The organism is Skermania sp. ID1734 (assembly GCF_007489285.1).
Classification (GTDB): domain Bacteria; phylum Actinomycetota; class Actinomycetes; order Mycobacteriales; family Mycobacteriaceae; genus ID1734.
This window is the reverse complement of the sequence record NZ_VLIY01000008.1, coordinates 32,244-56,176: the sequence shown is the minus strand read 5'-3', so window position 1 is coordinate 56,176 and position 23,933 is coordinate 32,244. Positions and strand designations below refer to the sequence as shown.

25 protein-coding genes are annotated in these 23,933 nt (G+C 66.0%); 10 read left to right on the top strand and 15 right to left on the bottom strand.

The annotated features are described in order from the left end of the window. Window positions 1–32: 32 nt before the first annotated feature. The 13 genes from FOS14_RS11605 to FOS14_RS24730 form a co-directional block, all read right to left on the bottom strand. On the bottom strand, window positions 33–1,535 hold the full coding sequence (locus FOS14_RS11605; protein ID WP_143770664.1) for a hypothetical protein: 1,503 nt from the start codon (window positions 1,533–1,535) through the stop codon (window positions 33–35). A gap of 40 nt (window positions 1,536–1,575) precedes the next feature. Further along, entirely contained in the window at window positions 1,576–2,349 is a 774-nt protein-coding gene (locus FOS14_RS11600; RefSeq protein WP_143770663.1) for a hypothetical protein, read from the bottom strand. Between the two features lie 103 nt (window positions 2,350–2,452). Then, window positions 2,453–4,078, bottom strand: coding sequence for a chaperonin GroEL (gene groL / locus FOS14_RS11595; RefSeq protein ID WP_143770661.1), 1,626 nt, complete (start codon window positions 4,076–4,078; stop codon window positions 2,453–2,455). A 178-nt stretch (window positions 4,079–4,256) separates the two neighbouring features. Beyond that, window positions 4,257–4,667 (bottom strand): type II toxin-antitoxin system VapC family toxin, encoded by a 411-nt coding sequence (locus FOS14_RS11590; RefSeq protein WP_143770659.1) that lies wholly within the window; start codon window positions 4,665–4,667, stop codon window positions 4,257–4,259. Further along, complete coding sequence (locus tag FOS14_RS11585) at window positions 4,664–4,909, bottom strand: AbrB/MazE/SpoVT family DNA-binding domain-containing protein (RefSeq protein WP_143770657.1); 246 nt, start codon at window positions 4,907–4,909, stop codon at window positions 4,664–4,666. Before FOS14_RS11585 ends, FOS14_RS11590 begins: the two co-directional genes overlap by 4 nt. 16 nt (window positions 4,910–4,925) lie before the next feature. Further along, window positions 4,926–5,351, bottom strand: a complete 426-nt coding sequence (locus tag FOS14_RS11580) for a type II toxin-antitoxin system VapC family toxin (RefSeq protein ID WP_143770655.1) — start codon at window positions 5,349–5,351, stop codon at window positions 4,926–4,928. Continuing rightward, window positions 5,348–5,596: a ribbon-helix-helix protein, CopG family gene (locus FOS14_RS11575; RefSeq protein ID WP_143770654.1), complete on the bottom strand. Its 249-nt coding sequence runs from the start codon at window positions 5,594–5,596 to the stop codon at window positions 5,348–5,350. Before FOS14_RS11575 ends, FOS14_RS11580 begins: the two co-directional genes overlap by 4 nt. 69 nt (window positions 5,597–5,665) lie before the next feature. Further along, entirely contained in the window at window positions 5,666–7,303 is a 1,638-nt protein-coding gene (locus tag FOS14_RS11570; protein ID WP_143770652.1) for an FUSC family protein, read from the bottom strand. Beyond that, window positions 7,296–8,150: a DMT family transporter gene (locus FOS14_RS11565; protein ID WP_143770650.1), complete on the bottom strand. Its 855-nt coding sequence runs from the start codon at window positions 8,148–8,150 to the stop codon at window positions 7,296–7,298. Before FOS14_RS11565 ends, FOS14_RS11570 begins: the two co-directional genes overlap by 8 nt. Continuing rightward, entirely contained in the window at window positions 8,150–8,500 is a 351-nt protein-coding gene (locus FOS14_RS11560) for a UBP-type zinc finger domain-containing protein (RefSeq protein ID WP_143770648.1), read from the bottom strand. The genes FOS14_RS11565 and FOS14_RS11560 overlap by 1 nt, the downstream gene beginning before the upstream one ends. Further along, a complete protein-coding gene (locus tag FOS14_RS11555; RefSeq protein ID WP_143770646.1) occupies window positions 8,475–9,938 on the bottom strand; it encodes an ATP-binding protein in 1,464 nt (487 codons plus the stop codon). The genes FOS14_RS11560 and FOS14_RS11555 overlap by 26 nt, the downstream gene beginning before the upstream one ends. Window positions 9,939–9,950: 12 nt before the next feature. Further along, the gene (locus tag FOS14_RS11550) at window positions 9,951–11,630 is read right to left on the bottom strand and encodes an FAD-dependent oxidoreductase (protein WP_143770644.1); all 1,680 of its coding nucleotides are present in this window, start codon (window positions 11,628–11,630) and stop codon (window positions 9,951–9,953) included. Between the two features lie 33 nt (window positions 11,631–11,663). Beyond that, complete coding sequence (locus FOS14_RS24730) at window positions 11,664–11,822, bottom strand: hypothetical protein (RefSeq protein WP_185981733.1); 159 nt, start codon at window positions 11,820–11,822, stop codon at window positions 11,664–11,666. Between the two features lie 120 nt (window positions 11,823–11,942). Here FOS14_RS24730 and FOS14_RS11545 point away from each other — a divergent pair, with 120 nt between their 5' ends. After that, window positions 11,943–12,398: an SRPBCC family protein gene (locus FOS14_RS11545; protein ID WP_143770642.1), complete on the top strand. Its 456-nt coding sequence runs from the start codon at window positions 11,943–11,945 to the stop codon at window positions 12,396–12,398. 10 nt (window positions 12,399–12,408) lie between these two features. Here the strand turns inward: FOS14_RS11545 and FOS14_RS11540 are convergent, their stop codons facing one another. Beyond that, window positions 12,409–13,440 (bottom strand): beta-ketoacyl-ACP synthase III, encoded by a 1,032-nt coding sequence (locus FOS14_RS11540; protein WP_143770640.1) that lies wholly within the window; start codon window positions 13,438–13,440, stop codon window positions 12,409–12,411. 228 nt (window positions 13,441–13,668) lie between these two features. On the opposite strand from FOS14_RS11540, the gene FOS14_RS11535 reads away from it, so the two are divergent. The 9 genes from FOS14_RS11535 to mnhG all read left to right on the top strand — a co-directional run bounded on the left by FOS14_RS11535 (window position 13,669) and on the right by mnhG (window position 23,699). Further along, on the top strand, window positions 13,669–14,382 hold the full coding sequence (locus FOS14_RS11535; RefSeq protein ID WP_143770638.1) for a phosphatidylserine decarboxylase: 714 nt from the start codon (window positions 13,669–13,671) through the stop codon (window positions 14,380–14,382). Between the two features lie 161 nt (window positions 14,383–14,543). Next, window positions 14,544–15,377 carry a phosphatidylcholine/phosphatidylserine synthase gene (locus tag FOS14_RS11530; protein ID WP_255450285.1) on the top strand — a complete coding sequence of 278 codons (834 nt, stop codon included), beginning with the start codon at window positions 14,544–14,546 and terminating at the stop codon, window positions 15,375–15,377. Window positions 15,378–15,384: 7 nt separating this feature from the next. After that, the gene (locus FOS14_RS11525; RefSeq protein ID WP_143770636.1) at window positions 15,385–17,541 is read left to right on the top strand and encodes an AAA family ATPase; all 2,157 of its coding nucleotides are present in this window, start codon (window positions 15,385–15,387) and stop codon (window positions 17,539–17,541) included. Between the two features lie 115 nt (window positions 17,542–17,656). Beyond that, window positions 17,657–20,485, top strand: coding sequence for a Na+/H+ antiporter subunit A (locus FOS14_RS11520; RefSeq protein ID WP_143770634.1), 2,829 nt, complete (start codon window positions 17,657–17,659; stop codon window positions 20,483–20,485). After that, entirely contained in the window at window positions 20,482–21,018 is a 537-nt protein-coding gene (locus tag FOS14_RS11515; protein WP_143770632.1) for a Na(+)/H(+) antiporter subunit C, read from the top strand. The genes FOS14_RS11520 and FOS14_RS11515 overlap by 4 nt, the downstream gene beginning before the upstream one ends. Next, window positions 21,015–22,622: a Na+/H+ antiporter subunit D gene (locus FOS14_RS11510; protein WP_143770630.1), complete on the top strand. Its 1,608-nt coding sequence runs from the start codon at window positions 21,015–21,017 to the stop codon at window positions 22,620–22,622. The genes FOS14_RS11515 and FOS14_RS11510 overlap by 4 nt, the downstream gene beginning before the upstream one ends. After that, the gene (locus tag FOS14_RS11505) at window positions 22,619–23,122 is read left to right on the top strand and encodes a Na+/H+ antiporter subunit E (RefSeq protein ID WP_143770627.1); all 504 of its coding nucleotides are present in this window, start codon (window positions 22,619–22,621) and stop codon (window positions 23,120–23,122) included. The genes FOS14_RS11510 and FOS14_RS11505 overlap by 4 nt, the downstream gene beginning before the upstream one ends. After that, window positions 23,119–23,379, top strand: a complete 261-nt coding sequence (locus FOS14_RS11500; protein ID WP_143770625.1) for a monovalent cation/H+ antiporter complex subunit F — start codon at window positions 23,119–23,121, stop codon at window positions 23,377–23,379. The genes FOS14_RS11505 and FOS14_RS11500 overlap by 4 nt, the downstream gene beginning before the upstream one ends. After that, the gene (gene mnhG, locus FOS14_RS11495; protein ID WP_143770622.1) at window positions 23,376–23,699 is read left to right on the top strand and encodes a monovalent cation/H(+) antiporter subunit G; all 324 of its coding nucleotides are present in this window, start codon (window positions 23,376–23,378) and stop codon (window positions 23,697–23,699) included. The genes FOS14_RS11500 and mnhG overlap by 4 nt, the downstream gene beginning before the upstream one ends. Here the strand turns inward: mnhG and FOS14_RS11490 are convergent. Beyond that, window positions 23,684–23,890 carry a hypothetical protein gene (locus FOS14_RS11490; RefSeq protein WP_255450254.1) on the bottom strand — a complete coding sequence of 69 codons (207 nt, stop codon included), beginning with the start codon at window positions 23,888–23,890 and terminating at the stop codon, window positions 23,684–23,686. The genes mnhG and FOS14_RS11490 overlap by 16 nt on opposite strands. Between the last annotated feature and the right edge of the window lie 43 nt (window positions 23,891–23,933).

Below are 23,933 nucleotides of genomic sequence, written 5' to 3'. Positions count from 1 at the left end.
AACGCCATAGTCGAGACCGGCGTTTTGTTTATTCAGCGTGTCGCGGTCGGAGTGGCTGACCCATCGCGCTTCCACACCTCGACCGTCCCGTCGGTCCATACCGGGGTGTAGGTAGCCCGAACCCATTGCTGGCTGGCGGCCGGAATCTCGAACACTTTGTTGAGCGGTTGGTGGACAACCCAGTAGTCCGGGCGATCGCGCGCCAACCACGACACCACGTCACCGCGTCGCAAATCCTGGACAGAGTTGGCAGAGAGCAGACCCAGATAGTCGACCATGTCGCGATGGCTTTCCCAGCCGAGAATTCCAATCTCCATGCACGCGACGGTTGCGTCCGAGCGAGTGTTCGCCGCGATCCATTGACCGGCGTCCACATAGCTCGGCGACCCCGTCCCGTGCGGTGTCTGTCGCCACCCCAACCAAAGAACTGGAATCGTTGCCGCCAGCGCTACCGACGCACCGATCGTCAGGCCGGACGAAGCGTTCATCAACCGCGAAACTCGGGTGGCGAGCCAATCCACGCTGACCCCAGCGCAGAGGGCTATGGCAACCAATTGCGGGCCGAAGTACCAATGATATGCAGGTGGTCTGATGACGACCGCATACGCAATCGAAACGCCCACCGTACTGACAAAGAATGGAAACAAGGGCCGCCATAGCGAGTGATTTCGCCACTTAGCACAGAGCACTGCGAGCCCCGCCAGACCGAGCAGGCCGGACACCACCGCCCACGCGGTGAAACCCAGCCAGACGGGCATTGCAAAGAATCCGCGAACATAATTCGAGTGCGCCCAGAACCCCGAACGACCCTGCGCAATTTTTGCCTCTAGCGTGCCCGGTAAGAGCGGAATGTCGATCCACAGCGAAATCGCCGCCCACACTGCGGCAACAAACAGCGTGCCGACCGTGAATCGCGTGGGAAAGCGTCGCTCACGCCACACCACGATGGCAGCTGCGACAGACAGGAACACGAGTCCATCTGCGCGCACCAAGGTTGCAGCAGCGAACAACCCCGCCGCTAGCAGCGAATTTCCGCGGTCGAGCAACACGGTTCCGGCAAGCAGCAGACACACAAAGAGCGACGTCTCCATTCCCTCCGTCGCCAGCAACCACGGATTTATCACAAGCAAAGCAGCTGCCGCGACAGCTCCAGCCAGCAGTCCGCAGCGACGCAATAGGGCAAACGCCAAGTAACCGGAAATCGCCGTTGTCGCGAGAAAGAGCAGAATGGCACCGAGCTTTACATTTCCGATAATCAGACCGATCCCGGCGAGTGCGAGCGTGTAAAGCGGTGCCGATGCGGCGTCGGTGGTCGGATGAGCATAGTTGTATATCCAGCCGAACCCATCTACAAGGTTCTGCGCATAGCGCAACGTGATGAATCCGTCGTCGGGAATATAACCGTCGAGGCGGATAACAACTGCAATAGCACCGAGTAGACAAGCCGCGGCAGCGACAAGGTGACCGACCGGCCCGGCCATGACGCCGGCCGGCAATTGCCGAATCGATTGTTTCTTGGTCGCCGAGTAGCTCACTCAACGGATGCTACGGGAGGCAGCGCACCGGCCCCGCCACTCATTGGGCAGGCGGCCCATATCCCGGCGGCGGCCCGTAACCCTGCGCCGCCGCTGGCTTGCGCCGCCCGCGAAGGATCAGAAACACGATCGCCAGCACGCAGATCGCGGCGACGACAACCGCCAGCACAATCCAGTACCAATTGTCTTGCAGCCACGACACCGGTCCGCTGTCGCTCGTCGCACCCGCTACGGCGTCGATCTTCGCCTTGCCGTTTTTGTCGGTAGTGAACTTCACGGTGTGGTCATCATTGCTCAGGGTTCCGGTCGTCGACTCGATCTTGCCGGGGAAGGTGAACGTCAGCCGCACATCGGAATCGGCCAGCGCGGCACCGAAGTCCGGCGTGTCCTGGTCCGTCTGTTCGCTCCCGCGCGACAGGTCGATCGACCCCCGGAGCACGAACTTGTCACCCTCGCGCGTCAGCGAGAGCGGGTCCTCTTCGGATTTGGCGGCCTTGGTGAAGTCGGCCAGCGAAACGTTGCTGAATTCGCATTTCAGTCCGGTGTAACCGTCCTGGTCGTAGGGTGTTTGCTTGGCCCCTGGGATATCGCAGCCGCCTTGCGACGTGGTGCTTTTGAAGAATGCGTCCCGGCCTCCCGGCATCATCGATATCAGGTTCTTGTCGACGCCGATCACGATCGAACCAGTCACTGTGTTGTCGCTGTCGACGTCCGCATCGACAACGAGTCGCAGGCAACCCGAAAGCAGCAAAGGGAGCAAGGCGATCAGCGCCGCCAGCGCGGCCCGCCGTCCCCGTCGAGACCTGGTATTCATCGGACAATTCTGGCAGTCGGTTGCGCACATTACGGACGAATCGGCAGCAAAAAGACCGGCCACCCGCACTCGGGTGACCGGTCTTTTTATTTGAAGCGCGGACTTAGAAGTCCATGCCGCCCATGCCACCGGTCGGGTCGCCGGCGGGTGCGGCGGCCTTCTCCGGCTTGTCGGCGACAACGGCCTCGGTGGTGAGGAACAGCGCCGCGATGGACGCCGCGTTCTGCAGCGCCGAGCGGGTGACCTTGACCGGGTCGGCAACGCCGGCGGCCAGCAGGTCCTCGTACTCACCCGTCGCGGCGTTCAGGCCCTCGGTCAGGCCCAGGCCGCGCACCTTCTCCGCGACGACGCCGGGCTCAAGGCCGGCGTTGAACGCGATCTGCTTCAGCGGAGCCTCGAGCGCCACGCGGACAATGTTGGCACCGGTGGCCTCGTCGCCCGACACGGTCAGGTCGTCCAGCGCAGGAGCCGCGTGCAGCAGAGCCACGCCACCACCGGCGACGATGCCCTCCTCAACCGCAGCCTTGGCGTTGCGGACGGCGTCCTCGATGCGGTGCTTGCGCTCCTTGAGCTCGACCTCGGTGGCGGCGCCGGCCTTGATCACCGCAACACCGCCGGCCAGCTTGGCCAGACGCTCCTGCAGCTTCTCGCGGTCGTAGTCGCTGTCGCTGGCCTCTATCTCGGCGCGAATCTGGTTGACCCGGCCCTTGATGGCCTCGGGGTCACCAGCGCCCTCGACGATGGTGGTCTCGTCCTTGGTGACGACGACCTTGCGGGCCTGGCCGAGCAGCTCGAGGGTCGCGTTCTCCAGGGTGAGGCCGACCTCCTCGCTGATGACCTCGCCACCGGTGAGGATGGCCATGTCGGCGAGCTGGGCCTTGCGGCGGTCACCGAAGCCGGGGGCCTTGACGGCAACCGACTTGAAGGTGCCGCGGATCTTGTTGACCACCAGGGTGGACAGGGCCTCGCCCTCGACGTCCTCGGCGATGATCAGCAGCGGCTTACCGGCCTGAATGACCTTCTCCAGCAGCGGCAGCAGGTCCTTGATGGCCGACGCCTTGGAGCTGACCAGCAGGATGTACGGCTCCTCGAGCACGGCTTCCTGACGCTCGGGGTCGGTGACGAAGTAACCCGAGATGTAGCCCTTGTCGAAGCGCATACCCTCGGTGAGCTCGAGCTGCAGGCCGAAGGTGTTGGACTCCTCGACGGTGATGACGCCTTCCTTGCCGACCTTGTCCATGGCCTCGGCGATCAGGTCACCGATGGACTGGTCGCCGGCGGAGATGGCCGCGGTGGCAGCGATCTGCTCCTTGGTCTCGACCTCCTTGGCGACGTCGAGCAGGCGGGTAACGACGGCCTCGACGGCCTTCTCGATGCCGCGCTTGAGACCCAGCGGGTTCGCGCCCGCGGCGACGTTGCGCAGACCCTCGCGAACGAGCGCCTGGGCGAGCACGGTGGCGGTGGTGGTGCCGTCGCCAGCGACGTCGTCCGTCTTCTTGGCGACTTCCTTGACCAGCTCAGCGCCGATCTTCTCGTAGGGGTCCTCGAGCTCGATCTCCTTGGCGATGGAAACACCATCGTTGGTGATCGTCGGGGCGCCCCACTTCTTCTCCAGAACGACGTTGCGACCCTTGGGTCCCAACGTCACCTTTACTGCGTCGGCGAGGCTGTTGAGGCCCCGCTCGAGGCCGCGGCGGGCCTCTTCGTCGAACGCGATGATCTTGGCCATTGCGAAGTGATCCTCCGGATATGGGGGTGAGTTGCGCTGCTGGCCAGGCTCGGTGCCCGCGACGGACGACCGGGTGTGGACCCGTTCTCACCGTCCCGACCTGGCACTCAATGGTTCCGAGTGCCAAGTGCCTTTTTAGCACTCGAGGGTGGTGAGTGCAAGGTTGGATCGGTGGAGTTCAAAGAAGGCTGTAGCGCGCACCGATCGCGTCGTACGCCGGTCGGGCCCTGCGGTCCCGGGTAATCAGGTTGAACCCGTGATACATAGCGCTTGCCGCGACCAATCCGTCGTAAACGGCGCCGCCACGAATTCCGGCCTGCGCCAACTTCGCGATCAGCGGCCGGTATTCGTCGGGTGGCAATGCGCAGGTCTGCAAGGCGATGCCCGCGACCACCTCGGCGGCGGTGTGCGGGGCGAGCCGGTGCGGAGACGGCAGGCGCGTCAAGACGCTGTAGGTCTCCAGCAGGACGTGAACAGGAATCGTCGCCACTCGTTCCCGGACCGCCCGGCGCGAGGAGTTATGCGCTGGGTGCCACGACAGCACGGCCGGGACCAGGACGCTGGTGTCGCACGTTTCGCTAGCCGTCACCGTCGCGTCGAATCGAGCGTGTCGCGAACCTGATCGTCTGTCAGTTGCGGGAGGTCATCGGTCGGGGTAACGAGCGGTAAGCCGCCCTCGATTGCCACGGCGACCTCCGCGGGCGCGAGTTCTATTTCGATTCGCCCATCCACATAGACCACGTCGATAGCCCTCCCCGCCTCCAGACCCATCGCCTCGCGCACGGCCTTCGGGACGACGATGCGGCCGGCAGAATCGATGGTAGTTCGCATGGTAGAAAAATACCATTCATGTCGGCGAGTTCCATGGATCTACGAGTTGGATGCCAGTTCCTTCGAAGTGCCGCGTATTGCGAGTCGCGAGGGTTGCGCGGCGGCAAGCCACAATGCCAGCGATCTGCACATCGCGAATCTCGACCGTTCGCCCGGCACGTTGGCGGCTTGCGGCGATGGTCCCAGCCGCCAGTGCGGCCGAGATGTCGAACGACTGCACACGACCGTCCAAATCGTCGGCCAACAACTGCGAAAACATCTCATCGAGTTGCTTGCGTCGACGGCCGCGCTCCAAAAGACCGATGCCAGTGCGGATCTCGAAGACGGTTATCGACGTAGTCCAGATCGACTCGACCGGCTGGTTGTCGAGCCACGCGACCACGGCCGGATCAGGCACTTTCCCCATCAACGCGGAAAGCACATTCGTATCCAGCAAGATCATGATTCGAACTGCGCAGGCCGGACAGACTGACCTCGCAGTTCGGGAATCTCACTTTCGAGCCCGACCTCGGCGAACCGCGAGGCGATGCGCGAACCCAGGCGTTGCGGCGGATCGTCGACATTCCGCACGGCGCTGCGCAAGATTTCACGCACTTCTTCCTCGGTGCTGCGGCCGTGCTGACGGGCCAGTCGTTGCAGCTTGCTTTTCGTGTCGTCGTCGAGTTGTCGGATCAGTATTTGCGCCACACGTGAATGATATCGTGCTATCACTCAGGGAGTCTGCTTCGTTATGCATCAACTAGGTATGGCTGGCGGTCAGGACCGCACCGTCTCCTGCAGCCGAAAAAGGCGGTCCCCCAATTCGGTTCGGTCGGCACCGCCGCCGGACAACTCAGCCCAACACTGCGCAAGCAGGTCGTATCCCCACTGCAGGACCTCGGCATGACGGGTCCACTGCTGCCTGGCCCACGGCCGCTCGTTGTGCGCCGCGTCAGACCCGCTCAACGCACATCCGATCAACTCGAACTGCAGATCGCGTCGCAACACCATCGCCGCCGGGTGGTCGGCCGGAACATCCAAAGCCATGAGTCGACGTCCCGCGCGCAGCACCCGTGCCTCCGTCCACCCGAACGTCCGCCGGTGCGAGCGCGGCAGGACGCCCCACAACGCGGCCAGTGCAACGGCTATGCCGAGCAGTGTTTCGACGAAACGATCACGAACCACCGGCCCCACCGGCGATCCGGGATGCGCGCCGACAATGATCAACAGCGCCAACGGCGTAATGAAGATGACCGCGAGCCCGTAATTGCGTGCGACAAACAATTCGACCAGGAATTGCAGCACCATTAGCACCAGGACCAGCACATATCCGGTCGGCGAAAACGCGTGAATCAACGCAAACAAACCCAGCCCGATCACTGTGCCGATAAACCGGTGCAGCCCACGCACCGTCCCCTGCACCCGGTCGAGTCCTTGATGCAACACCAGCACGGAGGCAACCACTGCCCAGTCCGGACGGTCCAGCGACAGCGCCAGACTGATGGCGCCCGTCGCCGCAACAGCCACGCCGATGCGGACGGCGATCGCGCTGGCATGGGAATGCACCGAAAACGACCGGCGCAAGCGATACCACACCGTGGGACGCGCCAGCGGCATCTGCGGCCGGGGCAAGAGCACCTCCCGGTCGACGGCGGCCCACCGATCGTCGACCTGCACGCCGGCGAACCGCTTGTGCGCCGCGAGCAACTCGCTTACCAGCCCGGATTCGGGTGCGCGCTCGGGCAGTCCGGCGTCGTACACAGCGGACCAGCCGTCCCAGATCGCTGCACCAGCGGCATGCCGTGCCTCCACGGTCGTCGAATCCGACAACTGTGCATAGTCCTCGACGGCCTGCACGGCCGCGCGCACCACCATTCGCTCCGGCTTACTGCGGTCGCGCACGATGCCGGCCATCGACACCAGCACCGACGAGCAAACGCCGATCGCGGTACAGATCAGCACGGTTCCCAATGGCACCCCGGAGCGGGCCAGCACCATCGAGACACCCGTAACGAGCACAAAGAAAAACGCACCCGGCGGCCCCAGCCGCGCCGCATCGACCGAATAGGCACCGACCATCGCGACGACGGTCAGCAATGCCACCTCGACGACGCCGGATTCATCGATGGTTTCGACCCACCCGCCGAGCGCGACAGCCACGACCAGGCCGGCACCGGCGGTGAGCACCACCCGCCAGCGGACCCGATACGGCCGGCGCTCCCCGTAGAGCACGGCGAACCCGCCGACGGTCATGAGCAGCGCTTCCTGCGAATACCCGAGTCCCACGGCAATCAGTGCGGGAATGCCCGGCGCGAGCGCCGCGCGCAAGGCACGACTCCATCGACGATCCGTCGGGCTCAGGCCGAAAAGCAGCTTCCGCCACTGCTGCAGGTGCCTGATCAGATCGCTAGGCAAGCGCGGCCTCACCAGTTCCGCGAGCGAGCGCGACGGCCGCAACCACCATGGCGACAAGCGCGGCCAGCAGCAGCGCCGTCAGTTCCTTATCCACGTCCAGATATTCGCCGAGCACCAGAAAGCCCAGCATGCTCGCCACCACTGGCTCCGCGACTGTCGACGCCGGCAACGATGCCTGCAGATCACCGGCTTGATACGCGCTCTGCTGCAAGCACAATGCAGCTACGCCGACCACCACAAGCGCCCACGTTTCCGGCGACAGCAATACTGCCAATCCACCATGGCGGGCGGTTGCCATCACCCCCTTGGTGAGCACCGCGGCGACCCCGAACAGCGCGCCGGCGACGACGCCGAGCAGCAATGCGCGCCGATGACCCGGCCACGCGCGAGCCGCGAGCAGGCAGGCCCCCAGCGCAGGTACTCCGAACGCGGCGACCAGGGCCCAGTGCAAGGCCTCCGCATGCTCGGCACCGTGTCGTGGATCGCCCACCACCACCAGAATCGCCACGGCAACGGTGAGCGTTGCAGCCCAGGCCCATTCGCGCGGCTTGATCATCCGGTCGCCGTACCAGGCGCCGATCGGCAGCGCGAAAAGCAACGACAGCACCAGCAGAGGTTGCACCAGTAGCAGTGACCCGCGCGCGAGCGCGGCCGCCTGAAACGCGTAGCCCGCCACCCCGACAGTGATGCCGAGCCACCAGGCCGGTTGCCGTGCAACAGTACTCATCACGTCGGCGACTTCGCTGACCGGAACGGCGGCGGCCGCACGCTGACGCACGACTGCACCCACCGCGATGCACAGCGCCGACAACAGCGCCAGGCAGATGGGCAGCAGATGATGGGGCATCAGTGGATCCGGCGCTGCCAGTCGGCCGGCACCCGGCCGGCCGGCCCGGGAACCGGTTGCTCGATCGGATGGTGGGTGGGAGCCGCCAGCTCCGGACCCGAAACCGCTTGCTGGGTCTGAAAGTTCCAGAACCAGTCCTCGCCGGGTTCGTAGCTCTGAATGAACGGGTGGCCGGTCTCGGCTGCGTGCGCGCTCGCATGCCGGCTCGGTGAGGAATCACAGCAGCCCACGTGGCCGCACTGCGCGCAGCGGCGCAGATGTACCCACCAACCGCCGGCGGCGTCACACTCCACGCAGCCGGGGCCGCTGGGCGGCACTGACGGGTCAATCCCCGGAATCGGCTGGATCATCGCGCTGCTCCTTCGGCGGGGTGAGCGGTATGCGGACAATGAATCGGGTGTTGCCGGGCTCGGATTCGACACGAATGTCGCCGTGGTGCTTGTTCACGACGATGCGGAACGAGATGTCCAGTCCCAGCCCGGTGCCTTCGCCCACCGGCTTGGTGGTGAAGAACGGCTCGAAGACCCGGTCGCGCACCGCTTCCGGTACACCCGGACCGGTGTCGCACACTTCAATTGCCACACAATAGTTTTCGCGATAGGTCCGTAGGGTCAGCGTGCCGCGACCGGCCATCGCGGAAACCGCGTTGTCGATCAGGTTGGTCCACACCTGATTGAGTTCGGCTGCGTAGCACGGCAGGTCAGGCAGGCTGCGGTCGTAGTCCTTGACCACCTCGATGTTGTCGCCGATCTTTCGCGCGAGCATGACGAGCGTGCTGTCCAGTAACTCATGCACATCGACCACCTGGAACGGTGCCCGGTCCATCTGCGAGTACTGTTTGGCCGCGCCCACCAACGTCAAGATGCGCGCGGTGGAGTCGGCGATCTCGTTCATCAGCAGCTCGGTCTCGACCGTGTAGTTCAGCCACCGGATCGCGCCTTCCAACACTTCCGGGGTCGTCTCCCCCACTGTGCCGGACACCTTTTCCAGCCAGTCGATGTCGATACCGGCTTGCACGAAGTTGGGGGCCAGATCCCAGCTGCCGTTTATGCCATGGTCGTCGAGCCAGTCACCGATCTCGTCTTCGCGCTCGGATTCCTCCATCGGCGTCAACGTCGGGGCCTTGGCCACTAGAGCGACCGCCTCCTCTTGGAACAGAATCAACGTCTCGAGGGTGGCCGCGTCGAACTTGCCCTTGGCGACCATGGCCAGCTTGTGCCGCATCCCGGCCACCCGTTCGCGCAGCGACGCCGTCGCCCGAACGGCTGCGGCCGCAGGGTTGTTCAGCTCGTGGGTGAGTCCGGCGGACAGCGATCCGAGGGCCAGCAACCGCTCACGCTGGTCGATGATCTGCCGGGCATTGCGATTACCGTAGAAGACGCCCTCGAGCAGATGCACGGCCATCGGAAACCACTCGTTGATCATCCGGGCGAACGTGCCGCCGTCGAGCACGAAGAACCGCGACGGCTTGGTCACATACATCGACGCGCCATAGTTTTGTTCGACGCGGTCACCGAGGTAGCTCTGCCAGGCGCCCGCGTAGGCGCCCTTGTGATCGCTTCGGGTGGTTTCGATTTCCTCGCCGCCAGAGAGCTTGGTCAACACCACCTCGCCATCCATCAGGACGTAGAAGCAGGTGGCCGGCTCGCCCTCGGCATAGACCTTTCCGGGTTCGAGCACTTGGATCCGGCCGTCCCGGCACAGCCAGGCGAGCTGGTCGTCATCGAGTTTCTCGAAGAGGAACAGTTCCCGCAGTTCGGCCGGGTCGCAAAGAATTTCGGAACTCATCGCGGTGTCCTCCTAACTCCGCGCCAAGTATCGGTGCACCAACATCACTGCCATCGCTCCCTCTCCCACTGCGGAGGCGACCCGCTTGGCCGATTCGGCGTGTACGTCACCGGCCACGAACACCCCGGGCACGCTGGTTTCCAGATGGTGCGGCGGGCGGTCGAGCGACCATCCCCGCGGCTTCGCCCCGTCGAGCATGAGGTCGGGGCCGGCGAGCACGAAACCGCGCTCGTCCCGTTGCACCACGCCGTCGAGCCAGTCGGTGTTCGGCGCGGCGCCGATGAACAGAAAGAGCCAGCTGGCATCAACGCTGTCGGTCGAGCCAGATGCATTGTCGCGCAAGGTGATCCGGTCGAGGTGGTCGCCGCCCTCGACGCCGATCACCTCGCTGCAGGCACGCACGCGAATGTTCGGGATCTCGGCGATCTGCTGAATCAGGTAGTGCGACATGGATTGCTGCAGCGACGGTGCGCGCACCACGATCGTCACCGACCGGGCGTGCCGCGAGAGGTACACGGCCGCCTGCCCTGCCGAGTTCGCGCCACCGACGATGTAGACATCCTCGTTCGCGCAACGCGGCGCCTCTGTCATCGCAGAGCCGTAAAACACACCGCGCCCGGTGAATTCGTCGATCCCCGGGGCCGAGTGCTGCCGGTACATCACCCCGGTGGCAACGATCACCGTGTGCGCGTCGAGGGTGTCGCCGTCGGCGAAGCGGACGGTCCGCGCCGACCCGTTGACCTCCAGCCCGATCACGTCGCGGGTGGTGATCAGTTCGGCGCCGAACTTGGTCGCCTGCCGACGCGCGCGATCGGCTAATTGCGAGCCCGAAACGCCATCGGGGAAACCGAGGTAGTTCTCGATCCGCGAACTTTGGCCGGCCTGGCCGCCGGTGGCCGTGCGCTCGACCAGCACGGTGCGCAACCCTTCGGATGCGCCGTACACGGCCGCGCCGAGGCCGGCCGGGCCGCCACCGATGACGATCAGATCGTAAAAGTCTTGGGCGGGGGTGGTATTCAAACCGACGTGGGCGGCCAGTTCGGCGTCCGTCGGCTGGATCAGGGCTTGGCCTTCGGTGGTGATGACCACCGGGCAATGGTCGGCGTTGGTCCCGGCGGCCTCCAGCAGGCGCGCGCCCTCGGCCTCGTCGGAGACGTACCAGCGATACGGAAGCTGGTTGCGCGCCAGAAACTCCCGCACCTGCGAGGACCGCGCCGACCAGCGGTGTCCGACGATCTTGGTTTCGGTCACCGGACGGTGGTCCGCCGACAACCACGCCGCGAGTAGGTCGTCGATCACCGGGTACAGTTTTTCCTCGGGCGGATCCCACGGCTTGAGCAGGTAGTGGTCGAGGTCCACCACGTTGATGGCATCGATCGCCGCATTGGTGTCCGCATATGCGGTGAGCAAGACCCGGCGCGCGAACGGGTGCAGATCCATGGCCTGCTCGAGGAATTCGATGCCGTCCATGCCGGGCATTCGGTAATCGGCGACGATCACGGCCACCGGCTGGCCACGCAGCTTGATGTCACGGAGCACTTCGAGCGCTTGATCGCCGGATTCGGCTCGGACGATTCGGTATTCGCCGCCGAACCGCCGTCGCAGATCACGCACCACCGCGCGGGACACACCGGGATCGTCGTCCACGCTGAGGATGACTGGCTTGATCGACGCGGGAGCGGCTGAGGTCACCCCTCAAAGTATGCCCACCCGCGGGCCGCACCGTCAGACGCGGTGATGCAGCACCATGTCCATCTCGCGCGGTGTCAGCAGTCGCTCGAGCTTCTCGCTGGACCACGACTTCGGGTTGCCACGCATGCGGGCGGATTCGAGCAGCGGGACGGGTTGTCCGTGGCCGCGACGCAGGATCGAATGTAGTTTCATGACCGATCGCTCCGTGTCAGGTTTTCACTACTTTCATCGCTGATGATGCCTGCTCGGTTACCTGTTGCCCGTGAGACTCGCGGGAAGATTGTTAATTCACGCAAGAAGTACGATGCGGAAATGACGAACACCCTTGAAGCGAGCATCGACATCGACGCCAGTCCCGAGAAGGTTTGGGCGGTGGTTTCCGACCTGCGGCGCATGCCGGAATGGAGCCCCCAGTGCCGCAAAATGTTCATCCCCGGTCAGGTACGCGAGGGTGCGCGCACCCTGAACATCAACCGGGACGGCTGGAAATTCTGGCCGACGACGGCCCAGGTTGTCCGGTTCGACCCGAACAAGGCGGTGGCCTTCAAGGTCGACACGAACCGCTCGATCTGGTCCTACGAACTGGAACCCACCGCGACCGGGACGAAACTGATCGAACGGCGCGAGACCCCCAACGGGTTGTCCTGGATCTCCACCTTCACCGTCGAGAAGACGCTGGGGGGCGAGGAACGCTTCGAAAAGATGCTGGTGCAGGGCATGAACGAGTCGCTCGCCAAGATCAAGCAATCGGTCGAAGCGGCGGTGTGATTCCGCCCGATCAGTTCGAGATCGGCGGCAGCTTGACCACCTGCCCGGCATAGGCCAGGCCAGCACCGAAGCCCATCAGCAACGCGGTCTGGCCCGGCTTGGCCTGCCCACTGGCGAGGAGTTGTTCCATCGCCATCGGGATCGAGGCGGCCGAGGCGTTGCCGGACTCGATGATGTCCTTGGCCACGATGATGTTCGGCGGCAATTTCAGCGCCCGGACCAGCACATCGGTGATGCGCAGGTTCGCCTGGTGCGGAACGAGCACGTCGAGGTCTTCCATGGTCAGCCCGGCCTTGTCGACGGCCGCGTGACACGCCTTCTCCAGGAACGACACGACCCAGCGGAAGACAGCGGTGCCTTCCATCCGAATGTAGGGCCGTTCCGGCCGCTCGGCGTTGTTGGCGACCTCGTCGAAGTAGGTGCCGAAGTCTTTGTCCTGGCGGATCGCGTGCCACTGACTGCCGTCGGAACCCCAGGCGACCGGGCCGATGCCGACCTCGTCCGACGGTCCGACCACGACCGCACCCGCACCGTCGGCGAAGATGAACGCACACGTCCGGTCCGCGCGATCGAGCAGATCAGACAGCCGTTCGACCCCGATCACCAGCACGTGGCGGGCGGTCCCGGCCCGGATCATGTCCGAGCCAACCGCGAGCGCGTGATCGAACCCGGAGCACCCCGCCGCGAGGTCGAATCCAGCGCAATCGTTCATCCCCAGCTGGGTGGCGACCTGCGGCGCCGCCGCCGGCCCGAGGACCAGTCGCGACGAGGTGGCCACGATGACGCAGTCGATCTGGTCCGGCGCGAGTCCCGCGGCGTCCAGCGCTCGGCGGCTCGCCTCGACGCTCATGCCGATGATCGTCTCGTCTTCCTCGGCGAAGCGCCTCGTCTCGATGCCCGACCGCGTCTTGATCCACTCGTCACTCGAATTGATCGCGTCGACGATCTCCGAGTTCGGCACGACACGGCGGGGGCGATAGACGCCCAAACCCAGCATCCGCGTGTGCTCGACTCCCTGAGTTGACGCGATCTGAGCTGGCATGGGGTGTCTCCTTCGAGGCGATGACCGATCCGAATGCAGCCTACCGAGACGGCCCACAGACCGAGAACTGAGCCACCCTCATATTTTAGGGTGTATGGCTGCGGTGTCGCTACAAACCGGCGCATCCGCCTTTCTCTGCAGAACCTGCTTAGGGCGCGCTCGGGGGTCGGTCAGTTCCCGTAAGGTGTGAACGATCAAGCCGCTATATCTCGACGCCAAGAGGAGCCTGTGGCCCGCCGACCAATCCCTCCCGGCACTCCCGAGCACTCGGGTGTCGGGCACGTTGTCGAACTCGTCCGCGAACACATCCCGCCGCTGCACCGGGCGGGTGTGCCGTTCGTCGCCGCGCCGCTCGCCGTCGCGGTCTTAGGCCGTCGACGCAAGTGGATTCGGCGCGCCGCGCTGCTCGCTGCGGGAGCTTCGGCGGGGTTCTTCCGGCACCCAAACCGCGTTCCGCCGACCCGGCCGAACGTGGTGGTTGCCCCGGCCGACGGCCAGATCGCGCTGGTCGACAGTGCCGTTCCGCCGCCGGAGATCGGCCTCGGTGACACGCCGCTGCCGCGGGTCAGCATTTTTCTGTCGGTCCTCGACGTGCACGTCCAGCGTTCGCCGGTCACCGCAACCGTCCGCGCTGTTGCGTACGAGCGCGGCCAGTTCCTCTCCGCCGACCTCGCCGAGGCTAGTGCCGTCAACGAGCGAAACAGCATGCTGCTGCAGACGCCGACCGGCCACCAACTGGTCGTCGTCCAAATTGCCGGCCTGCTCGCGCGACGGATCGTGTGCGAGGCCACCGTAGGCGACCGGCTGCCGATCGGGGCAACCTACGGGCTGATCAGATTCGGCTCGCGGGTGGATACCTACTTTCCCGCCGGCACCACGCTGCTGGTGGAACGGGGGCAACGAGCGGTCGGCGCGGAAACCGTGTTGGCCGAGTTGCCGTGATCACCAGAGCAACGACTTCCAAGCCGATGACGCCGAAGACCATGAGTTCCAAATCCGTGACATCCAAGGGCATGACCACCAAGACCGGATCGCCGAAGCCGTCGATCAAGACGGCCGGCGAGAAGTCGTTGCGTTATCGGCCGGTACGACTGCTGCCGAGCATGGTCACCATCCTCGCGTTGTGCGGCGGACTCTCGGCGGTCAAGTTCGCGCTCGACAATCAGCTCGGCCTGGCGGTGGCGATGATCGCCGCTACGGCAATTCTGGACACTCTCGACGGCCGCCTCGCGCGGCTGCTCGACGCCACCAGCCGGATGGGCGCCGAACTCGACTCGCTCGCGGATGCCATCTCGTTCGGCGTTGCGCCGGCTCTCGTGCTTTACACGACTCTGCTGCACGGCAGTAGCGGCGGCTGGATCATCGCGCTGGTCTACGCCGTGAGCATCGTGTTGCGACTGGCCCGGTTCAATGCGCTTCTCGACGACGACACCCGGCCGAGCTACGCCCGCGACTATTTCGTGGGCGTTCCGGCACCCGCTGGCGCGCTGACCGCGTTGCTGCCGATCGCGCTGGTGCAGCAATGGGGCGATGGCTGGTGGTCGTCGTTCTATGCCGTGGCCGGGTGGATGCTGTTCGCGGCCGCGCTGATCGTGAGCACGGTCCCAACCCTGGCAATGAAGTCGGTGTCGGTGCCACCGCAGGCGGCCGCGGGATTGTTGGTGTTGGTCGCGCTGGCAGCGGCCGCGCTGGTCACCTATCCCTTCACCCTGCTGATCGTGCTGGTGCTGCTCTATCTCGCACACATTCCGTTCGCCGTTCGGTCGCAGCGGTGGGTGGCCGCTCGCCCGGAGACCTGGGATTACAAGCCGTCGGAACGGCGCGCGGAGCGGCGCGCGACCCGACGTCAACCGGGTCGGCGCTCCGCCGCGCGGCTGGGTCTGCGCCGGCCCGGAGCCCCCCGCTCGCGACGGCCAACCGACATTCCCGCCGCCTGAGCGGCCCATGCCCGAACTTGCCCTGACAGCCCGGCTGAATTCCTTGGCCGCCGACACCCGGCGCGGGGTTGTGCGGCTACACCCGGAAGCGCTCACCGCGCTCGGCCTGCGCGAATGGGACGGCATCGCACTCATCGGCGCGCGCCGCACTGCCGCCGTCGCTGCCCTCGCGCCGCCCGGAACGCCGACCGGCGTCGCCTTGCTCGATGACGTCACGCTGTCCAACGCCGCCATCAAAGAGGACGCGACCGTGGTGGTGACCCCGGTGACCGTGTACGGCGGGCGGTCGGTGACCGTATCCGGCTCCGCCCTTGCTACCCAATCGATTTCACCGGTGACGCTGCGTCAGGCCCTGCTCGGCAAGGTGCTGTCGGTGGGCGACACGGTGTCGCTGCTACCGCGCGATCTGGGGCCGGGCACCAGCACATCCGCGGCGACACAGGCGTTGTCGCGCACCTTCGGCGTGGCGTGGACCTCGGAGTTGCTGACGGTCACGGCCACCGATCCCGTCGGCGCACCCGTGAGCGTGCAGCCCAACACAGCGGTGTCGTGGAAGTCGGGCACGAGCACCGAGCCGGAACCCCCCACCCTGCCCGCGGCGCCCGATGTTTCAGAGATCCCGGTCGAGGACCTGGTGGCCATGGGCCCGCAGGTAGCCAAGCTCACGGAATGGCTCGGCCTCGCCCTCGACGAACCCGAGCTGCTGCGCACGTTGGGCGCGTCGCCGCGGCTCGGTGTGCTGATCACCGGTCCCGCTGGGGTGGGCAAGGCCACGCTCGCGCGTGCAGTGCTCGCCGATCGCCGCGTGATCGAACTGGACGGGCCCACCGTCGGCGCGTCGGAAATCGGCGCTCGGCTGCGCATGGTGAGTGAGGCGGTCGCCGCGATAACCGCACCCGGCGGAGTGCTGCTGATCACCGACATCGACGCGCTACTGCCGGCCGCCGCCGAGCCGGTGTCCACGCTGATTCTGGATCAATTGCGCGCCGCGGTCGCCCGCCCGGGTGTCGCCCTCATCGCCACGACCGCACATCCCGACGACGTCGACGACAGGCTGCGCGAGCCGGAAATCTGCGACCGTGAGTTGAGCATCGGCCTGCCCGACGCGGCCGCGCGCAAGGCGCTGCTCGAGTCGCTGCTTCGCTCTGTGCCGACCGGGGAGCTGCGCCTCGTCGACATCGCCGCACGCACACCTGGTTTCGTGGTCGCCGACCTGTCCGCGCTCTGCCGGGAGGCCGCTTTGCGAGCTGCCGCACGGGCCAGTCGCACCCACGAGAAACCCCAGTTGGACCAGGATGACCTGCTCGGCGCTCTCGAGGTGATCCGGCCGCTGTCGCGCGCGGGGTCGGAGGAACTGTCCATCGGCAGTCTGACGCTCGACGATGTCGGCGACATGGCCGAGACCAAACAGGCACTGACCGAGGCGGTGCTGTGGCCGCTGCGGCACCCGGACTCGTTCGCGCGATTGGGCGTGCAACCGCCGCGCGGCGTCCTGCTGTACGGCCCGCCGGGGTGCGGCAAGACGTTTCTCGTGCGCGCGCTGGCCAGTTCCGGTCAGCTCAGTGTGCATTCGGTGAAGGGTGCGGAACTCCTGGACAAGTGGGTCGGCGCGTCCGAGCGTGCGGTACGAGAGTTGTTCACTCGCGCGCGGGATTCCGCGCCGTCGCTGATCTTTCTCGACGAGGTGGATGCACTCGCCCCGCGGCGCGGGCAGAGTTCGGATTCCGGGGTGGCCGACCGGGTGGTCGCCGCGCTGCTGACCGAACTCGACGGCGTGGAACCGCTGCGCGACGTCGTCGTGCTCGGCGCCACCAACCGCCCGGAGTTGATCGACCCGGCGCTGCTCCGCCCGGGCCGGCTGGAGCGACTGGTGTTCGTTCCGCCGCCAGACGCGGCCGCACGCAAACAGATCCTGCAGACGGCCGGCAAGTCGGTGCCGCTGGCCGCGGACGTCGACCTCGATGCGCTGGCCGAGGATCTCGACGGCTACTCGGCCGCGGATTGCGCGGCCCTGTTACGCGAGGCCGCGCTGTCGGCCATGCGACGCAATGTGGATGCCGCCGACGTCACGGCCGCCGATGTCGCCGCGGCTCGCGCGACCGTGCGTCCGTCACTGGATCCGAAGCAGGTCGCGGCGCTGGCCGCCTATGCCGCCGAGCGCTGACCGCCAGTCCATCTCGTGCGGCACGTCGCCGGAATCGCGCGCCCAGTAGGATTTGGGTGCTCCGCCTGATCCCCGATCACAGCGATCACCTTGCCACCGAGACCGACGGAGTTCGATGCTCGCAATCTTGCTCGCCCTGGGTGCCACGGCCCTGCTGGCTCCGCTGTGCGTGCGTGCGCTGGGCAGAAACGCCTTCGTGCTGCTCGCCGCAGTGCCGTTGGGCTGTTTGGCGTGGGTGGGGTGGCACTGGAACCGTCGGTCAGCCGAGACGCTGGATTGGATCCCGGGCCTGCATCTGAGCATCAGCCTGCGCTTCGACACGCTGGCGGCGATCATGTGCGCGCTGGTGCTCGGCGTCGGCGCGTTGGTGCTGTTGTACTGCTCGCGATATTTCACCGACGATGAGCCGCGTCTGGGCCTGTTCGCCGCCGAACTGGTCGGCTTCGCCGCGGCGATGTTCGGGCTGGTCACGAGCGACAACCTGCTGTTGCTCTACACGTTTTGGGAACTGACCACCGTGCTGTCGTTCCTGCTGGTCGGCCACTACGCGGAACGGGCGACGAGTCGGCGCGCGGCCACTCAGGCGTTGCTGGTCACCACCGCCGGTGGGTTGGCGATGCTGGTCGGCATCATCGTGCTCGCCCAAGCAGGCGGCAGCTATCAGATCTCGGTTCTGCTGGCGAACCCGCCGCATGGTGCCGCCGCCGTAGTCGGTGTCGCCTTGATCCTGGCCGGCGCGATCAGCAAGTCGTCGATCGTGCCCATGCACTTCTGGCTGCCGGGCGCGATGGCCGCACCGACGCCGGTCAGCGCATATCTGCACGCGGCCGCGATGGTGAAGGCCGGGATCTATCTGATCGCCCGACTGGCACCCGGATTCGCCGAGAACCCGGCGTGGCACGTCACGATCATTCCGCTCGGGCTGGTCACCATGGTGCTCGGCGGGTGGCGGGCCTTCGGCGCGCACGATCTGAAGTTGGTGTTGGCGTTCGGCACGGTCAGCCAGTTGGGGTTCATGGCCGTACTCGTCGGAATCGGCACCCAGGCGGCGGCGCTGGCCGGGATGGCGATGCTGCTGGCGCACGCCCTGTTCAAGGCTGCATTGTTCATGACGGTCGGCATCATCGACCACACGACCGGCACCCGCGACATTCGCAAGCTCGCCGGACTGGGTCGCCGGTTGCCGGTCTTGGCGGTAGTCGCCGCCCTGGCCGCCGCAAGCATGGCGGGATTGCCGCCGTTTTTGGGCTTCGTCGGCAAGGAGGCGGCCTTTACGGCCATCGCCGATGCCCCGACATTGGCTAGTTGGGTGCAGATCGTCACCCTGGCTGCGGTCGTGCTCGGTTCGGTGTTGACGCTCGCATACAGCCTGCGGTTCTGGGTGGGCGCATTTGGTTCGAAGGAACTTACGGAGCCCTCGCCGGCGGTAGCGCGCATGCACGCGCCGGGAGCGCTGTTCCTAGCGCCGCCCGCATTGCTGGCGGTAAGTGGATTGGCCGCCGGACCGGCGGCCGCGGCGGTAGGCAACCTGCTCGAGCCGTATGCGCGGACGCTGCCCGGCGCGGCGACGCTGCACCTGCTGCTGTGGCACGGTTTCGGATTGGCGCTCGCGCTCACCGGCGTCGTCGTGGCCGGTGGTGTCGTTATGTACGCGGGTCACCGCATCGTCGACCGGCTGCGGCCACGGAAAGCATTGCTGGGCAATGCCGATCGAGCCTACGACGCGGCGTTGCGAATGATGGACCGGTTGTCGATCGAGATGACCAGCGCCACGCAGCGCGGATCGCTGCCGCTGACCCAGGCCACCATCCTCACCACCATGGCAGTGCTGCCCACCGTGCTGCTCGCGCTCGGCGCCACCGCGCAACTGCATGCGCGACTGTGGGATTCGCCCTGGCAACCAGCCATCGCCGCGGTGATGATCGCGGCAGCATTGGCCGCGACAATCATGCGCAACCGATTGGCGAGCGTATTGCTGGTCGGCGTCACCGGCTACGGCTGCGGCGTCCTGTTCGCCGTGCACGGCGCTCCCGACCTGGCGCTGACCCAGTTCCTGGTCGAGACGCTCACCCTGGTGATCTTCGTGCTCGTTTTGCGCAAGCTGCCCGCAGAGATCGAAGACGCCCGCGTCGCGGCGTTTCGGCTACCGCGCGCGGCGCTCGCCATCGTGGTCGGGGCGGTGGTCGCGGTCATCGGCGCATTCGCTTCGAACGCGCGCCGCAGCGCGCCCATTTCGGCGCAGATGCCCGACGCGGCCTACCACCTCGGCAACGGCCGCAACGTGGTGAACGTGTTGCTCGTGGACATTCGCGCATGGGACACCCTCGGCGAGATCTCGGTGCTGCTGGTCGCCGCGACCGGCGTGGCATCGCTGGTGTTCCGGCACCGCCGCTTCGGCACTGCCCCGCGCGTGTCCGACGTGCCGTCGTTTCAGCCCAGCGCCGAGGTCACCTGGCTGCGCGGCGGCGAACTCATCGACCCTCGGCACCGGTCGCTGGTGCTGGAGGTGACCACTCGACTGGTTTTCCCGACCATCATGGTGCTGTCGTTCTACTTCTTCTTTGCCGGACACAACGCGCCGGGCGGCGGATTCGCGGGCGGCCTCACTGCCGGGCTGGCGCTGGTGCTGCGGTACCTCGCCGGCGGTCGCTACGAACTCGGTGAGGCACTGCCCATCGACGCCGGACACATCCTCGGTGTGGGACTGGCGTTCGCGGCCGGCACCGCGGCGATGTCGATATTGGTGGGCGCGCCGGTATTGTCGTCGGCCACCATCGAATTCACGCTGCCGGTGATCGGCCACGCCAAGCTGGTGACGGCGGTGTTCTTCGACGTGGGGGTGTACCTGATCGTCGTCGGCCTGGTGCTGGATGTGCTGCGCAGTCTCGGTGCCCGCTTGGATTCGTCGGCCGAAGCGCAGGTCTTGGTAGGAGCCCGCCGATGAGTGCCAACCTGAGCCTGCTCGTGTTGATCGGCATCCTCGTAGCCGGGGGCGTCTACCTGATGCTCGAGCGGACCGTCACCAAGATGCTGCTGGGCATGATGTTGTTCGGCAACGGGGTGAACCTGCTGATCCTCACCGTCGGCGGCCCGGACGGTGCGCCACCCCTCGTCGGCAGGTCGAGCCTGCACGAACGAATGGCCGATCCGTTGGCCCAGGCCATGATTCTGACCGCCATCGTTATCACCATGGGCATCGCTGCGTTCGTTCTGGCACTGGCGTACCGGTCCTTCATGCTCACCACCAAGGACCGCGTCGAGAACGACCCAGAGGACGTCAAGGTGCTGCGCCGCACATCCCGGGCGGAGGCTCCCGACCAGGACCGTTCCGAAGACCCGGTGACCGGAGCAATGCGCATCACCGGCGATGCCTTCGACGCGCACGGCAACCCGATTCCCGTGACCGAGCTGCAGAACCTCGAGGACATCGAATATTACGAGGGTGTCGAGAGCTACGAGAGTGCCGAGCCGACATGACGATCGCGCACGACTGGTTCTATACCCTCGGACCGCTCCCCGTCCTGATCCCGCTGCTCGCGGCCGCGGCAACCCTGGTTTTCGGGCGGCGACCGACCTCGCAGCGAATCATCACCGTTGTCGCGCTGACCGCGGTCCTGGCGATCTCTGGACTGCTGCTGTATCTGGCCGACCGCGACGGGACCACCGCGATCCAGGTGGGCGGCTGGAACTCGCCGATCGGCATCACGCTTGTGGTCGACCGACTCTCGGCGGCAATGCTGGTGGTCAGTTCGATCGTCCTGCTCGCGGTGGTGGTGTACGCCGTCGGGCAGGGTGTGCGCGACGGCACCGAGCACCAGCCGACGTCGATCTTTCTGCCGACCTACCTTGCGCTGAGCGCAGGAATTTCCAACGCCTTCCTGGCCGGTGACCTGTTCAACTTGTACGTCGGTTTCGAGGTGCTGCTGGCCGCGTCATTCGTGCTGCTGACATTGGGCGCCAGCGCCGATCGGGTGCGCGCCGGGGTGTCCTACGTGATGGTGTCGATGGTGTCGTCGCTGGTTTTCCTGTGCGGCATCGCGTTTGCCTACGCGGCCACCGGCACTCTCAACTTGGCGCAATTGGCCATCCGCATCGGCGCTATCCCGGACGGTGTGCGCACGGCGATCTTTGCGGTGCTCCTGGTTGCGTTCGGTATCAAGGCGGCGGTGTTCCCGCTGTCGAACTGGCTGCCCGACTCCTACCCCACTGCGCCCGCACCGATTACCGCCGTCTTCGCGGGACTGCTCACGAAGGTCGGCGTGTACGCGATCATCCGGACCCACACGCTGTTGTTCCCCGGCCACACACTCGACAACGTGCTCATGGTGAGCGGTCTGCTGACCATGCTGGTCGGCATCCTGGGCGCAATCGCGCAGAGCGACATCAAGCGATTGCTCTCGTTCACTCTGGTCAGCCACATCGGCTATATGGTGTTCGGCATCGCGCTGTCGACCAAGGCCGGACTGGCCGGCGCCGTCTATTACGTCGCGCACCACATCATCGTGCAGACCACCCTATTTCTCGTCGTCGGCCTGATCGAACGGCAAGCCGGGTCGTCGTCGTTGCGCCGACTCGGCGGTCTGGCGGCAGCCAGCCCGCTGCTCGGGGTCGTCTTCCTGATTCCGGCGTTGAACCTGGGCGGCATCCCGCCGTTCTCCGGCTTCATCGGCAAGGTGGCGCTGCTGCAGGCAGGTGCGGCGCAAGCGACGCCGCTGGCTTGGGTGCTGGTAGCGGGTGGCGTCGTGACCAGCCTGCTGACGTTGTACGTGTGCGCGCGGGTGTGGACCAAGGCGTTCTGGCGATCGCGCGCCGACGCTCCGGAGGGCGCGCTGGCGGACGCGGCACCCTCGGCGTTGATCGACGAGTCGTTCGACATCTCCTTCGATGACCGGGCCGACGTCGGCCGGATGCCGGCGTTCATGGTGGCGCCGACCATAGCGCTCGTCGGCGTCGGCCTGTCGCTCACCGTGTTCGCGGGCCCGCTCATCGGGATTGCCGATCGCGCTGCGGCCGATCTGCGCGACCGCGCCGGTTATATCGATGCCGTCCTCGGCCCGGGCAGTTCATCGGGTGTGCGATGAGCGGGCAACTTCGGGTCAAGGCGTTCGTACTGGTGTGGCTGGCGATCGTCTGGGTGTGGCTGTGGGGCGACATCAGTTGGGCGAACGTGATTGCTGGACTGATCATCGGCGCGTTGATCATGGTGCTGCTGCCCCTGCCCCGGGTGCCCGTGGGCGGGCGGGTCCACCCGGTCGCCGTGCTCAAACTCGTTGTGCTGTTCGCTTATTACGCGATCGAATCCAGCGTTGCGGTGTCCTGGTTGGCAATTCGGCCAACGCCGCCGCCGGAGACCGGGCTGCTGGCCATTCCCGTATCCATTCGTTCGGACCTGGTGCTGGTGCTGTTTTCGGACGTGCTGAACATGATCCCGGGCAGCATGGTGCTCGAAATCGACAAGGAGGATCGGCTCGTGTACATCCATTTGCTCGACGCCGGCAGTCCCGCGGCCGTCGCCCGATTCCGCCGATCGATGGACCGGCTGGAGCGGCTGTTCATTCAGACCTTCGAGCCGGCACTGTGAGCACCGTTACCCTCATCGCGGGCATCGTCCTCGTCATCGCCGCGGCCCTGACGACCTACCGCCTGCTCGCCGGGCCCAACACCCTGGACCGCCTGGTCGCCGTCGACACGCTCATCGCCGTATCGATGTGCGGTTTGGCGGTGTGGGCGACCTACAGCAGCGACACGTCGGTGGCGCCGGGGATCGTCGCGCTGTCTCTCGTCGGCTTCCTCGGTTCGGCGAGCGTGGCCAGGTTCCGGGTGCGTGACGACCAATGAGCACAGTTCTCACCTGGGTTGCCGGCGTGCTGATCCTGTTCGGCGTCACGTTGGCACTCACGGCCGCGATCGGCATCGTCCGCTTCCCGGACACGCTGTCGCGCATGCATTCCGCGACCAAACCACAGGTGGTCGGCCTGCTGTTGGTGCTGGTCGGGTCGGTGATCCACCTGCGCGGCAACCCCGATGTCTGGATGCTCGTCCTGGTCGGACTGTTCACATTGGTGACTGCGCCGGTGATCGCGCACATGGTCGGCCGGGTGGCATACCGCGAGGAGCACGGCAGGAATCCGGCTGACGAGGTTCACCCGCCGAGCTGACGCAACTCCGTCAGGACCAGCCCCATGTCATCGATGCGGGCGACGATGGATTGCAGCGCCGCGGGGTCGACAGATCCGCGCAGCACAGTGCGGCCCTTTCCGCGTTCGACGGTCTCGAACTCGGGAAAGGCTGCTGTTGCGCGATCGGAAAGCTCGGCTCCGATGACGACCTCGTACGGCACTGCCCCCACCCCTCCAGGATGCGCGCACGAATGCCCGGAAACCTCACCCGAC

Bases quoted from the DNA above. Each gene is read 5' to 3' on its own strand.
- FOS14_RS11520 (WP_143770634.1), top strand. From the start codon at position 17,657: ATGCTCGCAATCTTGCTCGCCCTGGGTGCCACGGCCCTGCTGGCTCCG.
- mnhG (WP_143770622.1), top strand. From the start codon at position 23,376: ATGAGCACAGTTCTCACCTGGGTTGCCGGCGTGCTGATCCTGTTCGGC.
- FOS14_RS11540 (WP_143770640.1), bottom strand. From the start codon at position 13,440: ATGCCAGCTCAGATCGCGTCAACTCAGGGAGTCGAGCACACGCGGATG.
- FOS14_RS11510 (WP_143770630.1), top strand. From the start codon at position 21,015: ATGACGATCGCGCACGACTGGTTCTATACCCTCGGACCGCTCCCCGTC.
- FOS14_RS24730 (WP_185981733.1), bottom strand. From the start codon at position 11,822: ATGAAACTACATTCGATCCTGCGTCGCGGCCACGGACAACCCGTCCCG.
- FOS14_RS11565 (WP_143770650.1), bottom strand. From the start codon at position 8,150: ATGCCCCATCATCTGCTGCCCATCTGCCTGGCGCTGTTGTCGGCGCTG.
- FOS14_RS11580 (WP_143770655.1), bottom strand. From the start codon at position 5,351: ATGATCTTGCTGGATACGAATGTGCTTTCCGCGTTGATGGGGAAAGTG.
- FOS14_RS11515 (WP_143770632.1), top strand. From the start codon at position 20,482: ATGAGTGCCAACCTGAGCCTGCTCGTGTTGATCGGCATCCTCGTAGCC.
- FOS14_RS11555 (WP_143770646.1), bottom strand. From the start codon at position 9,938: ATGAGTTCCGAAATTCTTTGCGACCCGGCCGAACTGCGGGAACTGTTC.
- FOS14_RS11525 (WP_143770636.1), top strand. From the start codon at position 15,385: ATGCCCGAACTTGCCCTGACAGCCCGGCTGAATTCCTTGGCCGCCGAC.
- FOS14_RS11545 (WP_143770642.1), top strand. From the start codon at position 11,943: ATGACGAACACCCTTGAAGCGAGCATCGACATCGACGCCAGTCCCGAG.
- FOS14_RS11530 (WP_255450285.1), top strand. From the start codon at position 14,544: ATGGTCACCATCCTCGCGTTGTGCGGCGGACTCTCGGCGGTCAAGTTC.
- FOS14_RS11600 (WP_143770663.1), bottom strand. From the start codon at position 2,349: ATGAATACCAGGTCTCGACGGGGACGGCGGGCCGCGCTGGCGGCGCTG.
- FOS14_RS11585 (WP_143770657.1), bottom strand. From the start codon at position 4,909: ATGCGAACTACCATCGATTCTGCCGGCCGCATCGTCGTCCCGAAGGCC.
- FOS14_RS11560 (WP_143770648.1), bottom strand. From the start codon at position 8,500: ATGATCCAGCCGATTCCGGGGATTGACCCGTCAGTGCCGCCCAGCGGC.
- FOS14_RS11505 (WP_143770627.1), top strand. From the start codon at position 22,619: ATGAGCGGGCAACTTCGGGTCAAGGCGTTCGTACTGGTGTGGCTGGCG.
- groL (WP_143770661.1), bottom strand. From the start codon at position 4,078: ATGGCCAAGATCATCGCGTTCGACGAAGAGGCCCGCCGCGGCCTCGAG.